This window comes from Bdellovibrio sp. 22V (genome assembly GCF_030169785.1).
In the GTDB taxonomy this organism is placed as follows: domain Bacteria; phylum Bdellovibrionota; class Bdellovibrionia; order Bdellovibrionales; family Bdellovibrionaceae; genus Bdellovibrio.
In genome coordinates, this window is sequence record NZ_CP125854.1 from 3,240,879 (window position 1) to 3,260,940 (window position 20,062).

Here is a 20,062-nt window from a genome sequence, read left to right on the forward strand (position 1 = left end):
GCCAGAAAAAAGAAGCAGGCACCTTTGAAAGGGAGCTTTTTGGGGCTCCCTTTTTTTTTATTCTTCTTCTTCTTCCTCGAGGTCTTTGAGTTCGTCGAGTTGTTTTGTGTCTTGCTTAGACTTGTTTGGATGAAGCTTTTGGTATTCTTTGATCTTGAGAGGATCTGGAGCGATCATCAAGAACATCTGCTTCCCTTCCATTTTCGGCTGAGCTTCGACAAGCGCCAAGTCGTTCACGAAAGCGATCGCTTTTTGCATCACTTCCATACCCAACTCTTGGTGGGCCATTTCACGACCCATGAATCTCAAGCTGACTTTCACTTTGTCGCCTTCCAAAAGGAAACGACGCGCGTGATTCATCTTTGTCTCGAAATCATGTTGATCCGTGCGCGGACGCATTTGAATTTCTTTGATCGTTACAACAGTTTGTTTTTTACGAGCCGCCGTAGCTTTCTTTTTATTCTCATACTTCCACTTGCCGTAATCCATGATTTTACAAGTAGGAGGAGTCGCTGTCGGAGCAATCTCAAGAAGATCGAGGCCTCTATCTTCAGCAATACGTAACGCCTCTGGAACTGTCATCACACCCAACATGTTACCTTCGTCATCGATAACACGGATCTGTTGAGCGCGGATCTCGCGGTTTACTCTCAATGAGTCTTTAGAGTCTTTCTTACGGTCACGGTCAAAACGGCCGCCGCCTCTAAAATTACCTTCGAACTTGCTAATGGGAAACCTCCAAAGTTTCAGTTATTCATTATTCGTTGCGGACTTCGCAAGTGAAGACTGCAACTTTCTTGTTTTAATATCTTCTACAATCGTATTCATCACTTGATCCACGGTGAGCCCCTTGTGCTCAGAGCCGTCACGCAGACGCAAAGACACTGTCTTCGTCTCTGCTTCCTTGTCCCCCACGATAATCATGTAAGGAACCTTCTGAAGCTGTGCTTCGCGGATCTTGTAATTAAGCTTCTCATTACGGCGGTCAAATTCAACACGAACTTTACGCTCTTTAAGAAGTTTCATGACATCTTCACAGAATGTGTTTACACGGTCCGTGACGTTCAAGATAGCCACTTGAGTTGGGCACAACCATGGCGGCAAATGTCCCGCCGTATGCTCGATATAAACGCCGATAAAACGTTCCAAAGAACCCAAGATCGCACGGTGAAGCATGATCGGACGGTGTTCTTTGTTATCTTCGCCCGTATATTTCAAATTAAACGCCTCTGGAAGATTCGGGTCCACTTGAAGTGTTCCCAACTGCCAAGGACGATTCAAAGCATCCACGAACATAATATCCAGCTTCGGACCATAGAAAGCCCCGTCGCCTGGATTGATTGTGAATGGCAAATCCAGAGTTCTTAAAGCTTCCGCCAAAGCTCCCTCTGCCATATCCCAATACTCTTCACTGCCCATACGATTGTCTGGACGAGTGGAAAGGTAGATTTTGTAGTTGTTCATACCGAGCTTGTCGTAAACACGATTGAGCAAGTGCATGAACTTCGCGATTTCATCCTGCAATTGATCCATGCGGCAGAAGATGTGCGCGTCGTCCTGGCAGAATGTACGAACACGAGTCAAACCATGCATGGCGCCGGATTTCTCAAAGCGGTGCAAACGTCCAAAGTCCGCCATTTTGATTGGCAGATCACGGTAAGAGTACTTTTCAGAGTTGAAAAGCAAACAGTGCGAAGGACAGTTCATCGGTTTGGAAGCAAAGTCACGCTCGTCCACTTTCGTGAAGAACATGTTCTCTTTATAATTTTGATAATGTCCTGACGTATGGAACAAGTTCACATCAAAAATTTGCGGAGTGATGACTTCCTGATAACCCGTTTCGAAATAAAGCTCGCGCAAGTAAGTTTGCAGTTCTGTGTAAACGACCGCACCCTTCCCTGTGAAGAACGGAGAACCTGGAGCCCACTCGTGGAAATGGAAAAGGCCTAGCTCTTTACCCAGTTTACGGTGGTCGCGTTTCTTCGCTTCCTCGATATTGTGAAGATATTGCTCGAGCTCTTTTTTATCGCCGAAAGCTGTCGCGTACACGCGTTGCAATTGCGCATTCTTTTCGTCGCCGCGCCAGTAAGCCCCCGCTACGGAAAGAAGTTTGAAAGCTTTGATTTGTCCCGTGCTTTGAATATGCGGTCCACGGCAAAGGTCAAACCAAGCGTCACCATTATGGTAGATACCCACAACAGTTTCACCCTTCGCTGCCAAGTCTTCGATCAACTCGACTTTAAAGCGCTCGCCCATTTTTTTGAAAGTTTCGATGGCTTTGGCAATCGGCCAGTTCTCGCGCGTGATCGGAAGATCTTTCGCGACGATCTCAGACATTTTCTTTTCGATCTTCTCAAAATGCTCTTCCGTAAAAGTAAACGGAGAATCGAAGTCGTAATAGAAGCCATTGTCGATCACGGGACCGATGGTGACTTTCACCTCAGGCCAAAGCTCTTGAACGGCTTGAGCCATGATGTGTGCGCAAGAGTGACGGATCACTTCCACGGATTCAGGGCTTTTGGTCGTAACAAGGGCGATACGAGTCTGATCTTGGAGAGGTGTACGGAAATCAGAGATCTCGTTGGAGTTGTTGATTTTTACGCCGAGGGTTTCTTTCGCCAAACGCGGTCCGATGGCTTGAGCCACCTCAAGAGCCGTCGGTTCATGGTCGAAAACCTTCGTAGAGTTATCCGGCAAAATAATTGTAACTTGTGACATTATGATAGTGTGGCCGCTACGGAGCGACCCAAAGCTGTGGTTAGAAAAAATGATGAGAAACTGTGCATTTGCATCACATTAGTAGTAATCCGCACAGCTTGAGGGGTCAAGCACTCACAGCAAGAAATTGCACACCTATAATCTGCTCTCCCAAAGAGGTCGAGACGACCCAGCGGACTTGGGACTCTACCGACACCCATTGGCCGTGGCGGTTTTGGTACATGAGACTGATAAAATCACGCACGCGCACGCCCCCTTGCCCTAAAGAGATCTGAGCGCCCCCTTGCGAGAAGTCTTTCATATGTCCTTCGCGCAGGAACTGGACTCCGGCACCGGTGGGAGAATCTTTGGTCATAACGGACTTTTTCAGCATAACCTGGGATTGCACCGCCATGCGCTCTTGGCGACGGCTGCGCACCGTCTCTCCTTGAATGCGGCGAGCCAAAAGAGAACCTATACGCTCGCCTTCCGACTCATGGAAAAACAGCACCTTTGCAGAACTTAAAGAGAGTTGATACGCAGCACTTTCAATGGTTTGCGCGATAAATATAAAGCATGTGTTGGCGTGCACCTTAGCCCATCCAAGAAATGCTTGAACCGTTCGACGACTGATAAAATCTGCGCGCACTACCACGAAGGCCTCTCCTTGTTGAGATGTTAAGAAAGACTTTAAGTGTTCTGTGTTCTCAGCCTCGAGCCAACGGACTCCGTTCATACGTTGAAGATCGAACGGCCATGGGGACTGACTCGAATTGAGATATATAAGGTCCTTAAAGGGCTTTCTCTGCATAAGGTGTTGTATTGCAAAGCTGAAGCCCAAGCGTAACCTTGCTTATAAACAGGTTTCGCCGTCTAGCCTGTGGACATGCGTATAAAAAGCTTTAAACAACATTGCTAAATTACTGATTTACGAGGTTCTAAATACAATTCAGCATAAGGGCATAAAGCAACAAAGGAGAAAATATGAAAGCGCTTATAGTTACTTTCGCTCTCGTTTTTGCATTCGGCCCCCACTCCTCTGCAGACGACACAACCAGCACGGGAGACAAGGCCAACCAGACTTGGGAAAACACGAAATCGAAAGCTAAGGAGGCTGGCGACAATGTGTCTGACGCCGCCAAAAAAGCTGGCAGAAAAACCAAGGCCACAGCCAAAAAAGGCGCCCATAGAGTGGAAGAAGCTGTGTGTATGGAAGGCGATCTAGAATGTGCGGCGAAAAAAGCCGCCAACCGAGCCGAAGAAGGTGGCGAGGCCGTTAAAAACAAAGCCAAAGACACCAAAGATAAAGTGACTGAATAATTCCATTGGGGGCTTTGGCCACAAAGCCCCTCGACCTTTTGCCGCGTTGATTAGCGGCACTGACGGGCAATCTCTTTAATTTCGCTCAGTTCATCACAATCAAAGCGCGAGATCCGCGAGCACACATATTCGATACAAGAAGGATCAAATAGACCGCGACACATTTCAGTCACCTGAAAGGTCTCGTACTTTTCATCGCAGGCAAAGCGCGACACTCGGTCACAGATACTACGCACGCAATGGCCGCTGACATTGCGACACTCCCGCGCCACTTCCATCATGTCCTGCTTATCATCGCATTCAAACCGACTCATGCGTTCGCACACAGCCTCAATACACCCGGTATTCACCCCGCCTCCATCCGGCGGACAATGCGGAGGATCATGGGGTCCCGAGGGCGGAGGATCCGGCAAGGGTCGCGGTCGAGGCGGCGCGGAGGCTCGAATGACAGTCCACAAATCCTGTTGCGCTAAATAAGAAGCCGCAAGCTCTTGCACTTTTTTCTGTGGAACCGCAGCGATACTTTCAATAGAAATAAGGACGGCTAAAAGAAGAAATACCGAGATCACAAAACGCATAGAGAACCCTCCGATCTCTATGCTCGCGAGGCCTGATAAAAGCCTCAACGTTTAGCTGATTGCACGCTAAAAATACAAAACCATAAAAAATCCGACACAAACATCCGCGCGCAAGCGCATCTGCTTAAAAGCCAAATAGCCAATGAAAAGACTATCAACAAAACATCGCTTGCTATTACGAAGGGGTTTGCTGGCTGGCTTAGCTGCTGCTGGCAAACCGAGTTCCGCAGCGCCCGAAAGAACATAACAGCAATCAGAAGACTAAGAAAAAAGAAAAGGGAGCTACAAAGAGCTCCCTTGGCGCGAGGACTGTTTGAGCGTTTGCCAGCAGCAGCTAAGTCAGCCAGCAAACCCCGTCCCTCGTATTAGTAAGCAACGTGGTGATTGATAGCCTCGTGAATACGAGGGTCTTTCAAAGGCACCAAGCTGTACTTGCTCCAGAAGTTCATAACTGTAAGCAAGAAGATTCCAGCGAAACCAGCAAAGATACCGATCTCCCAGAAGCCGAATGTAACGTGGCCGTCAAAGAAGTTTGGATAAACCATCCAGTAAATATCCACATACTGCATAACCAAAACTAATGCTGACACCAAAAGAACGTGGTTGTCGTTTCTCTTCGCACCACGTGGAAGAAGTGCCAAGAAAGGAACCACGAAGCGGAAGATAAGAAGAGCCATAGAGATGCCCATCCATCCGCCTTGAGATCTCATGATGTAGTACTCTGTTTCTTCCGGTAAGTTAGCGTACCAGATCAACATGAATTGAGAGAACGCAATGTAAGCCCAGAAAATAGAGAAACCTTTAAGGTATTTCACAACGTCATGTTGGTGCTCTTCAGTCACGTAGCCTTTTACAAAGCCACCGCGTCTCATCAACACGATCACGATCGCCAAGAAAGCCATGCCCGCTTGGAACATACCAGAGAATGTATAAACACCGAAGATTGTTGAGTACCAAGTTGGCAACAAAGACATCAACAAGTCCACGCTGAAGAACGAGAACGCCAACGCGAAGAAGACGATAAAGCCGACTGCCGGAGACACGTTCTTGTTCGTCAAGTTTGCGTCACCCGTTTGATCTTGTTTCAACGAGTTTCCAACCATCACCCATCTGAAGATCATGCAGCCCACTGCGAATACGAAAAGACGTACGACGAAGAAGCCGGAGTTCAAATAAGCTGTTTTCGCTGCGATCACCGGGTTGTTTGCGACAACTTCAGGGTTCGCCCACGGGTAGAGATACTTGAAGCCAACCAACAACAACAAACCACCCACCAAAATCGCTGGAATGAAAGATGTTGTCGCTTCAGCATAACGACGGATCGTCACAGACCAACCTGCTTTTGCCACGTTATTGATAGCGATCCAGAAAAGACCGCTGACCGCCATCGCTGCAAAAAAGAAGAAAGCCACAAGGTACGAAGTCCAAAGTCTTTCTTGGTTTTTCATCAAACCCACAACGAAAGTCAAAAGACCGATCGCGATCAAAGCAAAGCTCAATGTCTTTAGCTTTGCAGGGGCTTCAAATTTAGAAACATGTAGATTTACGTGATTATGTTCGCCCATCTTCAAACCTACTTAGCTTGCTTCTCGAGGAAGCGAATGTAGTTAACAACTTGCCAACGATATTGTTGTGGGATGTGAGAAGCGTAAGGACCCATCACACCTTGTCCCATCGTGATGACATGGTAAAGGTGTCCATCTGGCCAACCTTTAACTTTGTCACTCACAACTGCAGGTGGCTTTAAAGCCATCTTTTCTGCAACTGTGGACTTGCCTTCAACGCCGCCTTCACCTTTAAAACCGTGGCAAACAGCGCAGTTTGTTTCGTAGTATTTTTGACCCACGAGCAAAGTCTCTTGATCCATTTTACCAGACAAAGGGTTCTTCAAATTCTTAGAAGCTCCCTCGATGTCCGTGGGATATCTGTACGGCTCAAAACCTACAGGGGCTGTGCCTTCCGGTGGAACGCGCATACCGCTGTGGTGAGGAGACGTCTCGTCGTACTCCTGAGCTTTAATCGCCGGAGACTCCATCATATCTTGGATGATTTCAACATTCGGTTTGTTGCCGCGAGGGCCACAGCTTGACAATGCAAGGACTGCCAAACCCGCTGCCGCAATACCTACGGATAAATTAATGACGCTTCTCATCTCTAGTACTCCGTCTTCTTAACTTCAGTTGCGCCCATGTCTTTAAACATCTTTTCGATGCGAGACTCATCATAACCGTTGTCGTTATGAGGGATGAAGATCGCAAATTTATGCGAGCTCAAATCAGGATCAATGCTTGGAGGGTCAATGCGCGGAATACCGCATGCATAGAACAAAGCTCCTACGGAAGAAAGAGCCGCCAACAAGATCGTCAATTCGAACATGATTGGAATGAATGCAGGCAAAGAGAAGAAAGGCTTACCACCCACGTTCACGGCCCAGTTCACTGCTGAAGTCCACCAAGTCAAAAGAAGACCGGCAGCCAAACCAACAACCCCCGCAACGAATGTCACGTAAGGGATCCAAGATCTCTTAATACCACAAGCTTCTTCCATACCATGGATAGGATAAGCAGAGATGGCTTCGAACTTTGTAAAGCCGGCTTCGCGAGTTTTGCGAGCGGCTTTCAAGATCAAATGTTCTTCTTCCCAGATACCAGCGATACCTTTTGTATATTTAGCCATTAGTGGTGCCCTCCTTTATCATCGTAGCCAACATGGAGTACAGGCTTCACTTCCGCGATCGAAACCGCAGGGAACAAACGTAGATACAACAAGAACAATGTCAGGAACATACCGAAGGATCCAACAAGAACCCCTGTATCGAACCATGACCAAGCGTACATGCCCCAGCTTGAAGGCAAGAAATCTCTGTGCAATGAAGTCACAGTGATCACGAAACGCTCGAACCACATACCGATGTTTACGAAAATAGAAACAACAAACATCACTGGGATCGAACGACGCATTTTCTTGAACCAGAACAACTGCGGAATGATGACGTTACATGTTACCATCGCCCAGTAAGACCAGCCGTAAGGACCGAAAGCACGGTTTACGAATACGAAACGCTCGTATTGGTTGCCAGAGTACCAAGCAATGAAGAACTCAGAAGCGTACGCGTAACCAACGAGCATACCTGTTGTCATGATGATTTTATTCATCACTTCCATATGATCGAGAGTGACGTAGTTTTTGAACTCAGGGAAACCGATACGCACCAAAGTCATCAGCGTCACAACCATCGCGAAACCGGAGAAGATCGCACCGGCAACGAAGTATGGAGGGAAGATCGTTGTATGCCAACCTGGCAAGTTAGAAACCGCGAAGTCGAACGATACGATCGTATGTACTGAAAGAACGAGTGGAGTCGAAAGACCCGCAAGGATCAAGTACACCATTTCGTAGTGTGACCAGTTCTTCGCAGTCCCGCGCCAGCCCAAAGACAATGCACCGTAAACTGTACGACGAAGTTTGTTCTTCGCACGGTCTTTGATAGTTGCAAAGTCAGGAACCAAACCGATGTACCAGAACACCATGGAAACCGTCGCGTATGTTGATACGGCGAAAACGTCCCAAAGAAGAGGCGAACGGAAGTTCACCCACAATGGTCCACGTTGATTCGGATACGGGAACAACCAGTAATCCAACCAAGGACGACCTGTGTGGAGCAACGGGAACAAACCGGCTGTCATAACGGCGAAGACCGTCATCGCTTCGGCAGTACGTGCGACCGAGGTTCTCCACTTCTGACGGAACAGAAATAGAACCGCAGAGATCAATGTACCGGCGTGACCGATACCGATCCAGAATACGAAAGTAACGATCATCGTACCCCAGAACACCGGAGCATTCACTCCGAGGAGACCGATACCGATACCTACGACGCTGGCAAGGATTACGATGTAGAACAACAACAACGTTTTCGCGCCAAGGAACAATCCCACCCAACCTTTAGATGGGAATCTTTCCACCGGTGCACAGATGTCATCAGTCACATCTTTTAATGTCTTATTACCAAGGACTAATGGGCTACGCTTCATCATGAGTGCTCACCTTGTTTTGCAGTACCGTGACCTTTGTGATCACCTGTTGATTCTTTATCATTGTTACGGATCTTAGAAAGGTAGCGAACGGAAGGTTTCGCATGCCATTCTTCTAGAAGAGCGTAAGAACGTTCTTCTGTCTTGAAGATCTTCGCCACTTCTGAATTCGGATCATTCAAGTCACCGAACACGATACCACCTGCAGGACATGCAGTTTGGCAGGCTGTCTTCACGTCTCCGTCTTTCAACTGGCGCTTTTCATTGCGAGCCACTGTTTTTGCATCCTGGATTCTTTGCACGCAGAATGTACATTTCTCCATCACCCCGCGTGTGCGAACGCCCACAGATGGGTTGAGAGCCATGTGCAATGGTTTCTCGATAAGTTTTGCGTAATTGAACCAGTTGAAACGACGTACTTTGTACGGACAGTTATTCGCGCAGTAACGAGTTCCCACACAACGGTTGTAAACCATGTCATTGAGACCTTCATCAGAGTGAACAGTCGCAAGAACCGGACAAACCGTTTCACAAGGAGCGTTGTCACAGTGTTGACACATAACCGGTTGGAAAACCGCTTCTGCGTCTGCAGGATTGCCTGTGTAGTAACGATCGATACGAAGCCAGTGCATTTCACGGCCTTCGATCACGTACTGTTTACCAACGACAGGAATGTTGTTCTCGGATTGACATGCAACCACGCAAGAAGAACAGCCTGTACAAGTGTGAAGGTCAACAGCCATACCCCATTTGTGACCGCTGTATTCGTGGCCAGACCAAATGCTCCAAGTATGATGTCTGTGGATGCCCGCATCTTTTTTCTTGTTGTAGTCTTTCAAAGTCGCTTCCGCAACGATGTTACGGCCTTCCATAGAGTGGTGACCTTGAGTACAAGCAAGTTGATACTTCTTAGCTAATTTTTTGAATTCTACTTTTTGGCCAGAGAAAACCATGCCGCCGTTTTTCATCGCAGCCAATGCAAACGCATTTTTACCGATGCCGTTACCGACTTTACCCGCACGAGTACGTCCGTAACCTACAGCCACCGTCATCACTTCATCGTGAAGACCTGGTTGGATATGAACTGGCAATTCGATTTTCTTGTCGCCGACTGTGATTTCAACCACAGACGCTTCTTTCAGGTTGTGCTTTTCAGCTGTCGCCAAAGAAACACTGACGTAGTTATCCCAAACGATTTTTGTTACAGGATCTGGAAGCTCATGCAACCAAGCTACGTTCGCCAACGAGCCATCGCCCATTTGTGACGTTGGGTAAAGAACAAGTTCCATACCTGTAGCTGCCGCCGCTGGCTTGATAGATGTGAAAGCATCGACTTTAAAGCCACGCGCTGAAGAGCCTGTATTCAAAGAGCCAGCAAAACCTTTTTGCAAAGTTTCCTGCCAGAAATCTTCGAAGTCTTTGCCCTTACCTACTTTTGGATAAATGTCTGATTTCCAGAACACTCTCAAGTAGTCATAGAATGTTTCGTAATCTCTAAGACGTGCAGGTCCTTGGTTAGCCAAGTAAGCCCATGTCATCAAAGAAAGTTGGAAAGAACGTGTGTCATACATAGGACGGATCGCCGGCTGGCAGATGCTGTAAACGCCGTTAGCCAACTCAGCATCATTCCAAGATTCCAACGCGTGGTTGTCTGGAGTGATGTAATCCGCGAAGACGCCCGTCTCATCGATACGGTCGCCCGTGTAGATCATCATCTTCACGTTTTTCGCTGCCTCTGCAAAGCCCATTTCAGCAGGCAATACAAACGCCGGATTTACACGGTGAACGATCAAAGTCTGAACTTTGCCGTCTTTCATGTCTTTAATAAGAGCTGCCATGTCAGCGTAAGAGCCTTTCAACGCTGCATTGCCGCCTTTAGAGTCGATCGTTTTGCCATCGTTCTCTAGAACAGAGTTCAAGAAGTTCACTGCAACTTGAAGCTCTTTTGATTTCTCAGTTTGAGTTTGGATACCACCAGCTACAACAAGGGATTCACCTTTGTTAGCCAAAAGATCCGCAGCGACTTTCGCAAACAAGTCTGCATCGAAGCCCAACTTTTTCGCTGTGTCTGCAAATGGCGCCAATGCCGCCTTCACAGAAGCATTGCCGGCGTAAGAAGACGCGCCTTTTTTCACGATGATTTCGTGAAGAAGACCCATCACAACATCCAATTGCTGAGACGGTTTGATTTTGAAACGGATATCCGCATTCGCACCCGTCAAAGAGTACGTGGAGTCGAAAGACACCATGCGGTTCATATTTTTGATATCTTTACGGCCGTTCACGAATTGGTTCGTGAATGCCGTTGGCGAGATCCAAGTTCCCAAGAAGTCCGCGTCCACAGACACGATCATTTTTGCTTTATCGAAACGATAAGCAGGAACGACGTCATCACCGTAAGAAGCTTTTTGACCTTCACGAACGTCGTCGTTCGCAAGAGCTTCCCACACGACGTGTTTTGCTTTGAAAGCTTGCGCGAAATCAGAAACAACAGCGCGAGTTGCCGGAGATGCCAAAGCACCCGTCAAAACGACAACGTTGCCGCCTTTCAATTGCTCGACAACTTTTTTATCGAGATCTTCCCACTTAACGTCAATCACCTGACTGTTGGATTTCTTCTCGTTGAAAAGGTTGCGTTTAGGACCTTGAATTCTTTCAGGATCATACATGTTCAACAAAGAAGCTTGAGAACGAATGCTCAAACCGCTGATGCTGAATGGATGACCAGGGTTCGCTTCGATTTTTACCGGACGACCCTCGCGAGTTTTAATAAGAACGCCGATTCCATCCGCACCGTCAAAGTACGCAGAGGAATAGTAGTTCGCCATACCCAAAGTCACTTCTTCAGGTTGCTTGTTGTAAGGAACAATCTTTTGCACAGGACGGCGGATACAACCCGCAGTCGCCATCGCCAAAGAAGCACCCATCAATTTCAAGAATTCACGACGAGCCCAACCGCCTTCATCGTCGCCTTCGCGAAGTGGAGAAGATTGGAATTCTGTTTCAGCCATTTTTGCGAACTCAGGATCATTGCTCCATTGCTCAAGGCTTTTCCAGTATTTATTGTCGCGCTCGATTTGAGGGCGAAGCGCTTTTTTCATTTCTAATTCATTATCATGATGCATTTCAGACATGGTACCTTCCGAAATCCTTAGTAGTGACACGTTGAACAGTTGAGTGGAGCCTTGTTTTCTGGCTGACGGTGACAGTTCACACACCAACCCATCGACAAGTCAGAGAATTGCTCAACCTTTTTCATAGTCTCAACCTGACCATGACAAGTTTGGCAGTTCACGCCTTTCGCGATGTGGGCACTGTGATTGAAGTGAACAAAGTCAGGAAGCATGTGCACGCGAACCCACTCAATAGATCCACCGGCGTCATACGCTTCACGCAATTTTTGAATAGAAGGCTTATCCGTTGCCACTTGAAGATGGCAGTTCATGCACGTTGAAAGTGCAGGAATATTCGAGTGTTTCGTTCTTTCCACTTGATTGTGGCAGTACTGACACTGAATTTTGTGAGTTCCCACGTGCAGGGAGTGGTCAAAAGGAATTGGCTGCTCTGGAGCATATCCTTTATTATATCCAAACCCAGGTTGAAATTTACAACCCGTGAGAAGTGTTGAAACCATGAGCGCGCCCATAAACGCCAATGCGCTCGCCGCTGTTCTTTTGAATACCCGATGCATAATCATCCTTCGCTAACTCACTACTGTGGGCCAAAGACAAACGAATGCTGTCCTAATTTTAGTTTGCTCTTATTTAATGGTGGAAAAGTCCAGTTGTCCATATTCTTTTTGCAAGCATATTGAAAAAGAGGGACACTCGGCATCGTCACGCTTAAATACTAAGCATTCGTCACAGCTCTCGCTCCGACGAAAAACTGCAACTAAGTCTTCGCCTGTTTCTTTGCTTTCCCTTGTCTAACAATACCAACGTAGATGATGAAGAGAATGTGCGCAGCTACGAAAGCCGACACGTACTCAACTCCACCAGCTCCAAAGCCGTACGAATGAAGCCCCGCGCCAAGGACGAAGTTCACACCATACCAAGCCATGATAACCAAAGAGAATGTGACCACGGCTGTGACCACCATACCAAAGTGCTTGATCATGCCCGCGTAGCGAGCATGCAACACCGCTAAATATCCAAGGAGCGCGATCAAAGCCCACGTCTCTTTTGGATCCCAGCCCCAGAAGCGGCCCCAAGAGTAGTCCGCCCAGATTCCGCCAAGAATAATTCCCGGAGCTAAGAACGCGACACCGATTTGCATTGCACGGTAAATTCCTGTGACGATCGCTTTGATTTTGTCCTGATGTTTTTCTTCGCCGCGCAAATAATAAATCAAACCGATATCACCCAAACCAAACGCCAAGAAAAAGGCGGCGTAACTGATAGTGATTGTCATAACGTGAATCGTCAGCCAGTAGTTGCTGCGCAGAACCGGCTCTAAAGGTTGCAGAGTCGGATCAAGAACTGCTGGAGCAAAGTCGGCAATCACAAGACCGAAAGCACCGACCAAAGTTCCCGCCACCAAAATCAGACGGAACTTGTAAATGATTTCCAATATCGCCGCAAACAACACTGTTCCCCACGCAACCCATACCACGGTCTCGTACATATTCGAAACCGGAGCACGCTCCATAATATACATACGCAGAGCAAAGCCGTAAGTGTTCAAGGCAAAACCAATCGCCAAGAAAACCCACGCGACTTTCATGATGGATTCTTTATTCAACGTCCACACGAGCAAAAGAGAAAGGAATGCGAGGAAATAAAAAACATACGCCCAACGGAAGGGATGGAAGCTGTTATAGTGAACCTCTGCGCCCACTTTTTTCGTGGCTTCATAGAGAGCCGGATTGTTCGCCCCTGCGCTTTGTTCAAAAGAAGCCACAGCTTTATCCAACTCGGCACCGACGTCCGTCGTCGGCTTACCCTCAGCCATCGCACCAATGTATGTAACGAAAGCTTTCGTCAGGTCCATGAACTTCGCTTGCGTTTCACCCTCAAGATCCGCCACGGCGATCCAGTTGTCGCCTTCTTTCGGCGGAACCACTTTCAGCATGCGGCCTGCAGCGACTTCTTGGAAAACGAAAAACTGATTTTCAAGACGCTGCAACGCTTGGAAGTAGGGATTGAGTTTTTCTTTTGTTTCTCTTTTCCCCTGTAGCTCTTGGCGCAAAAGATTGAAACGTTCGCCCGCAAAAAGTTCTTCGCCGGAAAAATAGCGTTGGTCTTTCGGCAGATTGAGTGATTCCAAAACTTGATGGTTGCGCACTTCAAAGATTTTTTTGTCGGTCCATGCTTGTGGAGACAACATCCACGTCATGATAATTTCTGTCGCAGCACGGCCCTCGTATTTTGTTTTACCATAGACGATTTCCAGCACTTCGCGTGAAAAGCTGTCGTAAGGTTTAATACGTCCGCCATCTTGAACGGGAAGATATTTAAGAGCGTCTCCAGGTTTTGCAGATGCCGCCAAACCTGTTAGCAGCGATAAAATAACAAATAATATTCTCATAACTACTCCCCGTTTCCTTTTTCAGAGCGGCGCGCGAGTTTGAAATCCAGGTGCTTAAACCACATCAACAAAATAATCCCCAAAGAGATGATCAAAGATCCCAAATATTTTAAAAAACGACCGGGATCATGATTGACCGAGAAGATGGACGCCACCGGCTGCCCGTTTTCTTCCTGGAAGCTCGCTTGATAAATTGTCAGGCCTTTGTACTTCAAAGGCTCGTTCATGGAAATCAAATGTTCCCCTAGATCGGGCACTTCGACCAAACTCTCGTACGCCATGGCGCGCATCGTGCCTTGATAACGGCTCACTTGGAAATTTTTTAACTTCAGAGGAAAGCCGATATCAATGCGACGATTGCCGTAGGTCAAAAGATAAACGGAATTATTAGTAAAGAGTTTGACCATGTCATTCAGCAAAACCCAGTTCTCTTTACCATCAAAAATAATCTTAACCGCTGAAGTCGTCAGAGGGGTTGGACGTTCCGCATCTTGCAAATCCCAGTCTTCCACAGCTGCCGGAAGATAACGAAGCACGCGGAACTGCAATGCCATTTTAAAGCCCGGATCAAAGACATCGCCTTCTTTGACGACACCTTTTTTCAACGGCTTTTCCTGATCCTTTTGGAAAACCACGTAGCGCAAAAAACCTTTTTCTGGCGTTAAGAAAATTTCATTCTGCCCACGGCTCTTTTCCGGAGCGGCACCCAAGTGAATTTGCGCCGGACCAAAATTATGCGTAGCTGTCGTGTTCGGCTTTCTTTGCACGAGCCATTCAATCACGTTGACGTTCGGATTTTGCAATTGAAAACGCAAACCCGCGCCCGCTTTCCCCTCTTCACCGGCAATCACTTTTTTCGAAGGGGTCACGTACTTTTTGTATTCGACGATTTTAATCTCGCCGTCATAAGCGGGAATTGTGTAAGGTTTTTCCGCCGTTGGTGGCTTCTTAAAGAAATCCACTTCTTGCTCGAAAGTTTTTGAATAGCGGTCTCCGTCAAAAGACGTATACACGACAAGATCTGTCTCGGCAGTTTGGACGAAATTATTGCTCTCGCCGATTCCAACGCGCATTGAGCCGTCCAAACCGTGTTTCATCGTGATGTAAGCGCCCAGCAGCAGAACGATGATTCCGATATGAGCGGACACAAAAGCGACGTGGCGCTTTTTCCAAGGCCATCGATCGAGCATCACGGCTACCAGATTGATCACAAGAAGCCCCATGATGATGTACATGTACCACGTATCGTAAACCAGTTTGCGTGCGGCATAGGCGTCGTATTGGGCTTCCACAAAAGTCCCAACGGCTGTAATCACAGCCATCGCCACGATAATGAACACCGCCAGTTTTACCGAAGCCAACGGCTTATTAAGTCTTCTGAACAATGATTTTTTAGGCGCGCCTGGCTTATCCAATGAGCGAAATCCTTGGTTGATAGCTAAAAAGTAAATATTCAAAGCTATCAATAATTTAAGATAGAATTTCTGACTATGCTTTTTACTTTTCGTCTAGTCGCGTTATGTGCAACAAATTGTTGCGGATGTAGCTCAAGGCAAAGAGAACTTTTTCCTGAACTTTCTTCGCCTCTTCCGGTTTGAGCTTTTTGGTTTTCTCATCCATATAGAGAGAACGATTCATTTCCACCTGAAGAGTATGTTGATCTCGACTTGGGTCTCCGTACTGCTCCGTGACGCGACCGCCAAAGTACGGCCAGTTGTAACCGACTTTAAAACCGGCCGTCGCGTAAGCCGCAATCACCAGGTCTTTGAAACGCGGATCACAGCTTTTGCCTTTGCTGTCGCTGACGACGATATCGGCGCGCAATTCACCTGGATCGCGGTGTTCGCTCGTCCCGACAGACGGCATACTATGCGCATCAATATGATAAGTTCTTTTGAAACCTTGCGCATGCAAATCCGAATACATTTTACGAACGCCTGCGTGGAAAGGTTCGTAAATCAGCTTCACTAACTCGTTGTGCGCTTCCACGCTCATAGGTTGCGGCATGAGCTGATGCTTGTAAGTCGTGATCACCCAGTGAAAACCGCGGTTGTGCATGCCCGCGGGATTGGGATTGCCGATCACGGATGTCGAGTCCACATCTTCAGGAATGCGATTGAGATCGGCCGCGTAACGATGCCATTCTGTTTTTACCAACGGAATTTTCAGTTTGTGCAACGCGGGCTCGTACAAAAAGTCCACATAACGATCGACATCGCACATCAAAATTTCTTCAGGCAAACTGTTCAGCCAGGGAGTTTGCGGCGGGACTTTTTCGCCAGAATGGGGAATTGTCACAATCAATGGGACTTCAACTTGAGACATCGTTCGCTCCTTGACCTCGGGATGCTTAAAAGTGACACTATTTTAGAGAAGGGTCAAATGTATGACGGATGCTCCCAAAGCGAAAATCTATACGCGGACTGGTGACAAGGGCAACACACGCTTAGTGGACGGTTCTTGCGTGGAAAAATTCAACCCCCGCGTCGAAGCTTACGGGACCGTTGATGAACTCAACAGCTCTTTGGGCGTTGTGCGCGCGAGTTTGACGAGCCACAAAGAATTAGCCGACCTCGATGCTCCTTTGGAGAAAATTCAGAATGAGCTTTTTAATATCGGCAGTCTTTTGGCCACGGAAAAAGACGAAGTCTTTAAACTTCTTCCGCCGATCACCGAAGAACAAATCAAATACATCGAGCATCAAATTGACGAACTCACGGTGACTTTGCCTGAATTGCGCAATTTTATTTTACCGGCGGGCCATCCCGTGTCGGCCTATTTGCATGTTTCCCGCACTTCTTGCCGTCGTGCTGAACGCCGCTCTGCCGAGATCGCGGTGAAAGACGAAAGATATGCGGCGACTTTGCAGTATCTGAATCGCCTGAGCGATTATCTTTTTGTCGCCGCTCGCTGGGCCAATATGAAAACGGGCCATCACGACGTGCTTTGGAAGAAGACTTAATGAAGCTGGAGATCGCAAAGCCCGAGGACAGCAAAGCTCTGGCGGAATTTTACAAAAGTTTTCCTCTGCGCGGACTTGTTGAAATGAAACTGGATCGTCATGGGGATTTTTTTGCACCCTACGCGATTCAGTCTGACCGTCATCTGACCTATCAATTAAAGGAAGACGATAAACTTGAAGGCGTTGCCAGTTTCGTCATGCGCGACGTTTTATTGGACAATAAAGTCAAACCCGTCGCTTTCGGCCGTGACTTGCGTATTTCTTCGAACCGTCGTGCGATTCTTGAATGGTCACAGCACTTTTTACCGGTCATGGAAGAAGTCTTTCACACCTTTGGCTGCAAACATCTGTTTTCCGTTTTAAGCATGAGCGAAGTGCAAGCTTTGAACGCTTTCGTTCGACCACGTACGATGAAAAGACCGTTGCCGCATTATTATCTTTATCGACGCTTTAACATGGTGTCTGTGCACGGTCGCCTTCCTTGGGCGAAAAATCCGCTGCCACACTTGCGCCTGCGTCGCGGAAGTGCGCAAAATATCGACGCTTTGATTTACTACATCATCCAAAAATCGCGACAAAAAGATCTTGCCACAGTCTGGGACGCGCAAAGTTTTCACGAAAAGCTTGAGCGCTGGAAAGGTCTTAAGCTGGAAGATTTCATTGTCGCTTTTGATAGAAACGAAAACATTGTGGGTTGCGTGGCTCCATGGTCCTCGGGCGGAATCCAGGATGTCATTCCTCTAGAGTACAGCTTGCGCGCGCACAACTTCCGTCAGTTTTTGAAGTTTGGAAACATGTTCGGTTGGACGCGGACTCTGACGAAACCTTATTCCCGTCTTAAGATAGAAGGCACTTTCAACTTTAGATATTTGAATTTTCTTTTCGCGGATAACGGCGATATTTTCGAAAGTCTTTTGTGGAAAGCCTACGACGACGCGAATGAAAATGAATTTCTTGTCTATAATCAAGTGCGTTCGGAGTATATTTATCGTCGCCCTTCAGAATGGATTTCGGCGAAAATGCCTTTCGGAGTTTATCTTTTGCTTCCGCCGGATGCGGAACCGCCAAAGTTCCTGCATCCCAGCAACGAAAAGCCGATTGAGATGGAACCGTTCTTTGCGCTGTAAAACGGTTCGAAGTGACCCCGGTTTATCGGCGTTTTTCCAACATCAATCGTAAAGCGTAAGCCTGGAAAAAAACAAAAATCAAAACCATAAACTTGATGAAGAAATCAAAAATTTCTTCAAGAACCCCGCCTTGCGTTCGGCGCATAAGCTCACTCGCACTGAGTACGGCAACACAGATCACGAAGTTCGTGAATATAATTCCATAGTGCATTTCACGCAGAAGAACGATCGGATTGATGGCAATGATGATCACGCAAATATTCACATAAACGCCAAGAACCGGAAAGGTGATAACGTCGATCAACGACAACATCATCAAGAGACCTTGAATGACGACGGCCTCCATATTTTTATTCTTCTTAAAAAGGCGTGCAGCGACAATTCCGACAAGAGCCAACGCCAAAAGCAAACCAACGCGATAGACGTCAATACCCATCGCCAAGTAATAGGCGGAAAAAGCAACACTCACCAGCCAAATACTTAAACTGAGATAATAGCCTATAATATCTTGATCGGGATAGACGTCTCCCGAAGAGGAAAATGCCGCTAACAATCTATCGAACATAGTCACCTAAGCCCCTAAACCCAAAAAAAAAGAAATGTCTATCCATGATAGTGGAAAACGAATCCCGCCAGCGTTTACTTATTGCAATGTTTGAAAACACATTCGTATTTGCACGCCTCAGCGCGGGCATTTGGACTGCAGGCGCTTTCTCTTGCCCGCAATACGAAGAAACAGTGGGAACGCGAGTTTTTCTTTATCCTAGAATGAGACAAACAGGAGACGCCGAGGCGTGCCCCTGTTTTTTATTAAACTAAGCGGATTGTTTAAGACCTGTGAGCGTTTCCAGACTGACGATCGTTGTTGTCAGACCGCTCGTAGAATCATTGAGACTCGCCGCCGCTTCGGAAATCGTCTCTGAAGAAGCCGCATTGGTTTGTGTTGCCTGATCGAGTTGATTCATCGCTTGCGTGATTTGCGAAACACCTGTGCTTTGCTCTACGCTTGCCGTGGCGATTTCATTGTTCAAGTTCGCGACTTTATTTACAGAGTCGACAATCTTTTTAAGCACAACATGGCTGGAGTCCGCAGTTTCGCGCCCCTGCTCGATTTGCGTCACGCTTTCTGAAATCAAACCGGAGATCTCTTTTGCCGAGGTCGCACTTCTTTGCGCCAAAGCACGAACCGCATCCGCAACAACAGCAAAGCCTTTGCCTTGTTCGCCTGCACGCGCAGCTTCAACAGCAGCATTCAGCGCAAGGAGATTTGTTTGAAATGCGATATCGTCAATCACCGTGATGATCTCTTCGATTTTTTTCGAAGATTTCACAATGCCTTCCATCGAGTGCATCAGGCTTTCAATTTCCCGAGAACCTTCTTCCGCCGTGACTTTTGAAAGCTGCGAAAGCTCGGAAGCCATTTTGGCATTATCAGCATTAAGCTTGATCATGCTTGAGAGCTCTTCCAGAGAAGCCACCGTCTCTTCCAAGCTTGCCGCGGATTCCGTAGAAGCAGAAGACAATGCCGAGCTTGAGCCGGAAAGGTTTTCAACAAGCTCGCGGATTTTTTTGTAAGCGGAAGCCAATGCTTCCGTTTGCATGCGAATGCCTTCTTTAAGAGTTTTTGAAGCCATGAACATCGTCAAAGAAAGACAGATAATCATCACGGCAACGCTGCCCAAGGCCCAACGAGCGTAAGTCAAAGCCACGTCCACGGAAGCTTTCGTGCGCGCTTCGAGTGTTTTTTGGAATTCGTTGATAGGCTCGCCGATTTTTACTAAGAAATTGTGATAAGCCTCATCGTGCATGAGTTTTCTT

The 20,062-nt window shown here is 47.3% G+C and carries 17 protein-coding genes and 1 pseudogene; 3 read left to right on the plus strand and 15 right to left on the minus strand.

Annotation, left to right across the window (positions count from 1 at the left end; all coding sequences use genetic code 11):
- Positions 1-57 precede the first annotated feature (57 nt).
- The 3 genes from infC to QJS83_RS15715 form a co-directional block, all read right to left on the minus strand.
- Positions 58-654 carry a translation initiation factor IF-3 gene (gene infC / locus QJS83_RS15705; RefSeq protein ID WP_284606267.1) on the minus strand — a complete coding sequence of 199 codons (597 nt, stop codon included), beginning with the start codon at positions 652-654 and terminating at the stop codon, positions 58-60.
- Positions 655-750: 96 nt separating this feature from the next.
- Positions 751-2,718 carry a threonine--tRNA ligase gene (thrS, locus tag QJS83_RS15710; RefSeq protein ID WP_284606269.1) on the minus strand — a complete coding sequence of 656 codons (1,968 nt, stop codon included), beginning with the start codon at positions 2,716-2,718 and terminating at the stop codon, positions 751-753.
- Between the two features lie 106 nt (positions 2,719-2,824).
- The gene (locus QJS83_RS15715) at positions 2,825-3,352 is read right to left on the minus strand and encodes a PilZ domain-containing protein (RefSeq protein ID WP_284606270.1); all 528 of its coding nucleotides are present in this window, start codon (positions 3,350-3,352) and stop codon (positions 2,825-2,827) included.
- A 329-nt stretch (positions 3,353-3,681) separates the two neighbouring features.
- On the opposite strand from QJS83_RS15715, the gene QJS83_RS15720 reads away from it, so the two are divergent.
- Positions 3,682-4,017: a hypothetical protein gene (locus QJS83_RS15720; RefSeq protein WP_284606272.1), complete on the plus strand. Its 336-nt coding sequence runs from the start codon at positions 3,682-3,684 to the stop codon at positions 4,015-4,017.
- Positions 4,018-4,067: 50 nt separating this feature from the next.
- Here the strand turns inward: QJS83_RS15720 and QJS83_RS15725 are convergent, their stop codons facing one another.
- The 10 genes from QJS83_RS15725 to QJS83_RS15770 all read right to left on the minus strand — a co-directional run bounded on the left by QJS83_RS15725 (position 4,068) and on the right by QJS83_RS15770 (position 16,480).
- Positions 4,068-4,595: a hypothetical protein gene (locus QJS83_RS15725; protein WP_284606274.1), complete on the minus strand. Its 528-nt coding sequence runs from the start codon at positions 4,593-4,595 to the stop codon at positions 4,068-4,070.
- A 365-nt stretch (positions 4,596-4,960) separates the two neighbouring features.
- Positions 4,961-6,160, minus strand: coding sequence for a molybdopterin oxidoreductase (locus QJS83_RS15730; RefSeq protein WP_284606276.1), 1,200 nt, complete (start codon positions 6,158-6,160; stop codon positions 4,961-4,963).
- Between the two features lie 8 nt (positions 6,161-6,168).
- Positions 6,169-6,747 carry a c-type cytochrome gene (locus tag QJS83_RS15735; protein ID WP_284606278.1) on the minus strand — a complete coding sequence of 193 codons (579 nt, stop codon included), beginning with the start codon at positions 6,745-6,747 and terminating at the stop codon, positions 6,169-6,171.
- 2 nt (positions 6,748-6,749) lie between these two features.
- On the minus strand, positions 6,750-7,271 hold the full coding sequence (locus tag QJS83_RS15740) for a DUF3341 domain-containing protein (RefSeq protein ID WP_284606280.1): 522 nt from the start codon (positions 7,269-7,271) through the stop codon (positions 6,750-6,752).
- Positions 7,271-8,632 (minus strand): NrfD/PsrC family molybdoenzyme membrane anchor subunit, encoded by a 1,362-nt coding sequence (nrfD, locus tag QJS83_RS15745; protein ID WP_284606282.1) that lies wholly within the window; start codon positions 8,630-8,632, stop codon positions 7,271-7,273. Before nrfD ends, QJS83_RS15740 begins: the two co-directional genes overlap by 1 nt.
- Positions 8,629-11,763: a TAT-variant-translocated molybdopterin oxidoreductase gene (locus tag QJS83_RS15750; RefSeq protein ID WP_284606284.1), complete on the minus strand. Its 3,135-nt coding sequence runs from the start codon at positions 11,761-11,763 to the stop codon at positions 8,629-8,631. The genes nrfD and QJS83_RS15750 overlap by 4 nt, the downstream gene beginning before the upstream one ends.
- A 17-nt stretch (positions 11,764-11,780) precedes the next feature.
- Complete coding sequence (locus tag QJS83_RS15755; protein ID WP_284606286.1) at positions 11,781-12,320, minus strand: cytochrome c3 family protein; 540 nt, start codon at positions 12,318-12,320, stop codon at positions 11,781-11,783.
- 200 nt (positions 12,321-12,520) lie between these two features.
- Positions 12,521-14,155 carry a cytochrome c biogenesis protein gene (locus QJS83_RS15760; RefSeq protein WP_284606287.1) on the minus strand — a complete coding sequence of 545 codons (1,635 nt, stop codon included), beginning with the start codon at positions 14,153-14,155 and terminating at the stop codon, positions 12,521-12,523.
- 2 nt (positions 14,156-14,157) lie between these two features.
- Entirely contained in the window at positions 14,158-15,621 is a 1,464-nt protein-coding gene (locus tag QJS83_RS15765; protein ID WP_284606289.1) for a cytochrome c biogenesis ResB family protein, read from the minus strand.
- A 31-nt stretch (positions 15,622-15,652) separates the two neighbouring features.
- Entirely contained in the window at positions 15,653-16,480 is an 828-nt protein-coding gene (locus tag QJS83_RS15770) for an N-formylglutamate amidohydrolase (RefSeq protein WP_284606291.1), read from the minus strand.
- Positions 16,481-16,541: 61 nt separating this feature from the next.
- On the opposite strand from QJS83_RS15770, the gene QJS83_RS15775 reads away from it, so the two are divergent.
- Both QJS83_RS15775 and QJS83_RS15780 read left to right on the plus strand, forming a co-directional pair.
- Positions 16,542-17,117, plus strand: a complete 576-nt coding sequence (locus tag QJS83_RS15775) for a cob(I)yrinic acid a,c-diamide adenosyltransferase (protein ID WP_284606293.1) — start codon at positions 16,542-16,544, stop codon at positions 17,115-17,117.
- A complete protein-coding gene (locus QJS83_RS15780) occupies positions 17,117-18,244 on the plus strand; it encodes a hypothetical protein (protein ID WP_284606295.1) in 1,128 nt (375 codons plus the stop codon). The genes QJS83_RS15775 and QJS83_RS15780 overlap by 1 nt, the downstream gene beginning before the upstream one ends.
- A gap of 22 nt (positions 18,245-18,266) precedes the next feature.
- On the opposite strand, the gene QJS83_RS15785 is transcribed toward QJS83_RS15780, so the two are convergent.
- Positions 18,267-18,815, minus strand: a complete 549-nt coding sequence (locus tag QJS83_RS15785; protein ID WP_284606297.1) for a hypothetical protein — start codon at positions 18,813-18,815, stop codon at positions 18,267-18,269.
- 244 nt (positions 18,816-19,059) lie between these two features.
- Positions 19,060-19,743 (minus strand): annotated as a pseudogene (locus tag QJS83_RS17490) (methyl-accepting chemotaxis protein); the annotation flags it as partial.
- Positions 19,744-20,062 lie beyond the last annotated feature (319 nt).

What these genes read in the sequence shown, in the direction of transcription:
- thrS (WP_284606269.1), bottom strand. Translation starts at nt 2,718, where the DNA reads ATGTCACAAGTTACAATTATTTTGCCGGATAACTCTACGAAGGTTTTC.
- QJS83_RS15720 (WP_284606272.1), top strand. Translation starts at nt 3,682, where the DNA reads ATGAAAGCGCTTATAGTTACTTTCGCTCTCGTTTTTGCATTCGGCCCC.
- QJS83_RS15725 (WP_284606274.1), bottom strand. Translation starts at nt 4,595, where the DNA reads ATGCGTTTTGTGATCTCGGTATTTCTTCTTTTAGCCGTCCTTATTTCT.
- QJS83_RS15730 (WP_284606276.1), bottom strand. Translation starts at nt 6,160, where the DNA reads ATGGGCGAACATAATCACGTAAATCTACATGTTTCTAAATTTGAAGCC.
- QJS83_RS15735 (WP_284606278.1), bottom strand. Translation starts at nt 6,747, where the DNA reads ATGAGAAGCGTCATTAATTTATCCGTAGGTATTGCGGCAGCGGGTTTG.
- QJS83_RS15740 (WP_284606280.1), bottom strand. Translation starts at nt 7,271, where the DNA reads ATGGCTAAATATACAAAAGGTATCGCTGGTATCTGGGAAGAAGAACAT.
- nrfD (WP_284606282.1), bottom strand. Translation starts at nt 8,632, where the DNA reads ATGATGAAGCGTAGCCCATTAGTCCTTGGTAATAAGACATTAAAAGAT.
- QJS83_RS15750 (WP_284606284.1), bottom strand. Translation starts at nt 11,763, where the DNA reads ATGTCTGAAATGCATCATGATAATGAATTAGAAATGAAAAAAGCGCTT.
- QJS83_RS15755 (WP_284606286.1), bottom strand. Translation starts at nt 12,320, where the DNA reads ATGCATCGGGTATTCAAAAGAACAGCGGCGAGCGCATTGGCGTTTATG.
- QJS83_RS15760 (WP_284606287.1), bottom strand. Translation starts at nt 14,155, where the DNA reads ATGAGAATATTATTTGTTATTTTATCGCTGCTAACAGGTTTGGCGGCA.
- QJS83_RS15770 (WP_284606291.1), bottom strand. Translation starts at nt 16,480, where the DNA reads ATGTCTCAAGTTGAAGTCCCATTGATTGTGACAATTCCCCATTCTGGC.
- QJS83_RS15775 (WP_284606293.1), top strand. Translation starts at nt 16,542, where the DNA reads ATGACGGATGCTCCCAAAGCGAAAATCTATACGCGGACTGGTGACAAG.
- QJS83_RS15780 (WP_284606295.1), top strand. Translation starts at nt 17,117, where the DNA reads ATGAAGCTGGAGATCGCAAAGCCCGAGGACAGCAAAGCTCTGGCGGAA.